Source organism: Microbacterium sp., assembly GCF_047606385.1.
Lineage (GTDB): Bacteria > Actinomycetota > Actinomycetes > Actinomycetales > Microbacteriaceae > Microbacterium.
This window is the reverse complement of sequence record NZ_JASGEL010000074.1, coordinates 1-4,274: the sequence shown is the minus strand read 5'-3', so window position 1 is coordinate 4,274 and position 4,274 is coordinate 1. Positions and strand designations below refer to the sequence as shown.

6 protein-coding genes and 1 pseudogene are annotated in these 4,274 nt (G+C 70.2%); 4 read left to right on the top strand and 3 right to left on the bottom strand.

Features of this window, described 5'->3' with window-relative positions; translation table 11 throughout:
* Positions 1-150: 150 nt before the first annotated feature.
* Both QM626_RS07100 and QM626_RS07095 read right to left on the bottom strand, forming a co-directional pair.
* Positions 151-960: an ABC transporter permease gene (locus QM626_RS07100; RefSeq protein ID WP_415075426.1), complete on the bottom strand. Its 810-nt coding sequence runs from the start codon at positions 958-960 to the stop codon at positions 151-153.
* Positions 957-1,904: an ABC transporter ATP-binding protein gene (locus QM626_RS07095; protein WP_415075424.1), complete on the bottom strand. Its 948-nt coding sequence runs from the start codon at positions 1,902-1,904 to the stop codon at positions 957-959. The genes QM626_RS07100 and QM626_RS07095 overlap by 4 nt, the downstream gene beginning before the upstream one ends.
* Positions 1,905-2,154: 250 nt before the next feature.
* On the opposite strand from QM626_RS07095, the gene rpsF reads away from it, so the two are divergent.
* The 4 genes from rpsF to rplI all read left to right on the top strand — a co-directional run bounded on the left by rpsF (position 2,155) and on the right by rplI (position 3,789).
* The gene (gene rpsF, locus QM626_RS07090; RefSeq protein WP_415075428.1) at positions 2,155-2,511 is read left to right on the top strand and encodes a 30S ribosomal protein S6; all 357 of its coding nucleotides are present in this window, start codon (positions 2,155-2,157) and stop codon (positions 2,509-2,511) included.
* Positions 2,512-2,516: 5 nt separating this feature from the next.
* The gene (locus QM626_RS07085; RefSeq protein ID WP_415075422.1) at positions 2,517-3,008 is read left to right on the top strand and encodes a single-stranded DNA-binding protein; all 492 of its coding nucleotides are present in this window, start codon (positions 2,517-2,519) and stop codon (positions 3,006-3,008) included.
* A gap of 62 nt (positions 3,009-3,070) precedes the next feature.
* A complete protein-coding gene (gene rpsR, locus QM626_RS07080) occupies positions 3,071-3,325 on the top strand; it encodes a 30S ribosomal protein S18 (RefSeq protein ID WP_415075420.1) in 255 nt (84 codons plus the stop codon).
* An 11-nt stretch (positions 3,326-3,336) separates the two neighbouring features.
* Positions 3,337-3,789 (top strand): 50S ribosomal protein L9, encoded by a 453-nt coding sequence (rplI, locus tag QM626_RS07075; protein ID WP_415075418.1) that lies wholly within the window; start codon positions 3,337-3,339, stop codon positions 3,787-3,789.
* A 93-nt stretch (positions 3,790-3,882) separates the two neighbouring features.
* Here the strand turns inward: rplI and QM626_RS07070 are convergent.
* Positions 3,883-4,274: pseudogene (locus QM626_RS07070) on the bottom strand (hypothetical protein); the annotation flags it as partial.

Genomic DNA, 4,274 nt, shown 5'->3' with positions numbered 1-4,274 from the left:
GCCTCCGGCGGGACCGCGGCCGCCGCGCGACCCACGGGCCAGTCCGGCCCGGCGTGGGCGGGCCGGTGCTGCGCCGCATCCTGGTCCATGTGCATCACCATAGGACGCCGCCGATCCCGCCGGCCGCCGCGTGGGGTCGGCGGCGCATCGTCAGACCCGCTTGGTGTCGCGGCGGAAGAAGTACGCCGTGCCGGCCAGGAACAGCCCCAGCCACACGATGGCGTTCACGAGCGCCCAGATGTCGAACGGGTCTCCGGTCAGCGGTGCGCGAGCGATCTGGCTGATCCCGTAGACGGGGGTGAAATGCGCGATGGTCTGCATGAAGTCGGGCATGCTGCTCAGCGGATAGAACAGGCCTCCCAGAAAGGCGAGGAACACGATCACGAGGCTCGTGATCTGCGCGGCGTTCTCGCCCGGCACGATGTAGCCGACCATCAGTCCGAGCGTCGTGAAGACGGCCCCGGCGAGCAGCCATCCGGCGAGACCGGTGGCGATCCACTGCACCGCGTCCAGCTGCACACCGGTCACGGCGCCGGCGAGATAGGTGGCGGCCACGGCGAGCAGGCCCAGCAGCATCCCCGCGATCATCTTCGTGATGACGTTGACGAGGGGGTTCAGCGGCGTCAGCCGCAGCTGCCGACTCCAGCCCTGAGCGCGTTCCACGGCCACGGACGCGCCGGTCTGGGTCGCGGACATCATGGCGCCGTACATCGCCATCGACACCATGATGTAGGCCGCCACCGACGGGCCGCCCGCGGACAGCGGCGTGTCGGTGAGGGGGACGTCGCGCTGCGGCAGGCCGATGAGGATGTACATCACCACCGGGAAGGCGACCGTGAACAGCAGCGTGCGCCGGTTGCGCAGCTTGCGCTTGAGCTCGATGCCGAGATAGGTGAGGGTGAAGCCGCCCAGCGGCGGCACACGGCGATCGAGTCGTACGCGATCGGTGGCGATGGTCATGACCGGTGTCCTTCGGTGGGGTCTGCGGTGAGGGCGAGGAAGACGCTCTCGAGGCTCTGCGCCTCGATCTCGAGGTCGCGGGCGGAGGTCGCGGTGAGCAGGTGACGGGCCACGGCATCCGAGTCGCGGGTGTGAAGGGATACGCGGTCGCCCGCGATCTCCACCCCGTCGACCGACGGCAGCGCGGCGAGCGCGACCTGGTCGGCACCCGGCAGCGTCGCCCGCACGATGCGTCCGGCCACGAGGTTCTTGATCTCGGTCGTGCTCCCGTCGGCGACGATGCGTCCGCGGCTCATGAGCACGATGCGGTCGGCGTACTCGTCGGCCTCGTCGAGGTAGTGGGTCGCGAACAGCACCGTGCGCCCCCGCGCGGCATCCGCTCGGATGGAGCTCCAGAACGAGCGCCGGCCCTCGACGTCCATCCCGGTGGTCGGCTCGTCGAGGATGAGCAGCCCCGGATCGCTCAGCAGCGCCATCGCGAACCGCAGCCGCTGCTGCTGGCCGCCGGAGCAGACGCGGACGCGACGGTCGGCGATCTCGACGATGCCGGCGCGCCGCATGACCTCGTCGACCGGCCGGGTGTCGACGAACAGGCTCGCCGTCAGCTGCAGCGTCTCGCGCACGGTGATGTCCCCCAGCAGGCCGCCGGTCTGCAGCACCGCGGAGACGAGCCCGTGCGCGATCGCCGCGCGCGGCGACTCGCCGAAGACCTGCACCTCTCCGCCGTCGGGGTGGCTCAGACCGAGCAGCATGTCGATCGTGGTGGTCTTCCCGGCACCGTTCGGGCCGAGGAAGGCGACGATCTCGCCCTGGCGCACGGTGAGGCCGACGCCGTCGACGGCGTGGACCTTCCCGAACGCCTTGCGCAGCCCGACGGCGCGGACGGCGTCGACGGCGGTGGACGGCGGTGAGGAGGCGGCGGCGGTGCGGGATGCGGTGTCCATATCTTTCATGGTGCCTGCCCGTTGCCGCCCGCTCCCCACACGCCCGTCACGTCCTCCCCATGACATCCGTCATGGCGGCGGATGCGAGCGGACCGCGGCATCGGGTAGACTGAGGCGGTTGTCCGGCAGCGCCGAGTGCGCATGAGACCGAGACGACGTGCATTACACCCTCCTGCTGCCGGGAAACGCCCGACAGCCGTTCTAGTCCGAAGGAGGTGGGTTAGTGACGCACACGCACCAGTACGAGCTCATGGTCATCATCGATCCCGCGATCGACGAGCGCCAGGTGGCCCCGAACCTCGACAGGTTCCTGAAGGTCATCACCGCTGATGGTGGCTCGATCGACAATGTCGACGTGTGGGGCAAGCGCCGGCTCGCGTACGAGATCCAGAAGAAGAACGAGGGCATCTACGCCGTCGTGAACTTCACTGCGACCAGCGAGGCCACGCAGGAGCTCGACCGTCAGCTGAAGCTGGCCGAGATCGTCATGCGCACCAAGGTCCTGCGTGCCGAGGAGGCCATCGCTCAGGTGGCGGCCGAGGCCAAGCGCGCCGAGGAGAAGGCAGCCCGCAAGGCTGCTGCTCCGGCGAAGGCTGCGAAGGCGTAAGGGCCATGGCCGGCGAGACGATCATCACCGTCGTGGGAAACCTCACGGCAGACCCCGAACTGCGCTACACGCAGAACGGGCTCCCCGTCGCGAACTTCACGATCGCATCGACGCCGCGCAACTTCGACCGTCAGACGAACGAGTGGAAGGACGGCGAAGCGCTGTTCCTCCGCGCGTCCGTGTGGCGTGAGTTCGCCGAGCACGTGGCGGGTTCGCTGACCAAGGGCAGCCGGGTCATCGCGACCGGGCGTCTCAAGCAGCGCTCCTACCAGGACCGCGAGGGCAACAACCGCACCGCGATCGAGCTGGAGGTCGACGAGATCGGCCCGAGCCTGCGGTACGCCACGGCGCAGGTCACCCGCGCCGCCGGCGGCGGTGGCGGCGCCCCGCGCGGCCAGGTCGCTCCCGCCGACGAGCCGTGGGCGACCCCCGGGTCCGCCAACACGGCCGATGCGTGGGGTGCCCCGGGCGCCTACGGCGACGACACGCCGTTCTGATCTCAACGATTCCGGACGCCGCGTGCCCGCGGCGTCCGTCTCACAACTCTTAAGGAACCAACATGGCTGGAAAGTCGAGCGGCGACCGCCGCAAGCCGCGGAAGGGCGCGAAGAACGCCGCTCCCGCGAAGGCGATCCGCGTGGGCGTCATTGACTACAAGGACGTCGCCACGCTGCGCAAGTTCATCTCGGAGCGCGGGAAGATCCGTGCCCGTCGCATCACCGGCGTCTCGGTGCAGGAGCAGCGTCTGATCGCCACCGCGATCAAGAACGCACGCGAGATGGCGCTCCTGCCGTACGCGGGTGCGGGCCGGTAAGGAGCACCCACATGGCAAAGCTGATTCTCACGAACGAGGTCACCGGGCTCGGTAGCGCCGGCGACGTTGTCGAGGTCAAGAACGGGTACGCCCGCAACTACCTCATCCCCCAGGGCTTCGCAGTGGCCTGGACCCGTGGCGGCGAGAAGCAGGTCGCGTCGATCCGCGCCGCGCGCGAGGCCCGGGCGATCCACGACCATGAAGAGGCCGTGGCGCTGAAGGACTCGCTCGAGTCGAACAAGGTCAAGCTGTCCGTGAAGGCCGGCGCCGAGGGGCGCCTGTTCGGCGCGGTCAAGACCGGCGACGTGGCCGACGCGGTCAAGGCCGCGGGCCTGGGCGAGCTGGACAAGCGCAAGATCCAGATCACCTCTCCCATCAAGGCCGTCGGCGAGCACGAGGCCACCGTCCGCCTGCGCGACGACCTGACCGCTGTGATCACCCTGCAGGTGGTCGCCGCCAAGTAAGACCCGTGCCCTACCCGGGCGCGCTTTCGCGGATGGCGCGGAGCCGACAAGGCTCCGCGCCATCCGTCTTCCGGCACCGGATGCGGTGTGGTGTCACACTCGCAGGACGGCTCCGTCCCGACGGCCGCCGACGCGAAGCGCGAGCGCCCCGGCCGCCAGCAGCAGCGCGGCCAGCAGCCCGATCGCGAGCCCGTTCGCACCGCCGGTGAGGGCGAGCACCGTCGCCGCGACCGCGGCGACGGCCGCCGTGGTCGCGGCGGCGATCGTCGTGGTGCCCGCGTCGCCGCCGCTGGACCCGTCACCGGGGTCGCTGGGCGTGACGGGCTCGGTCGGGAGCGCCGGCGTCGTGGGCACGACCACGGTGGTCGTCGCGCCGCTGGTGGTGCTGTCGCCGATGATCGAGATGGCGTTGCCGGCGATGGTGACGGGTGCGGTGACTGGGGCGATCAGCTGGGTGCCGCCGAGCAGCGAGTCGTCGCCGCTGG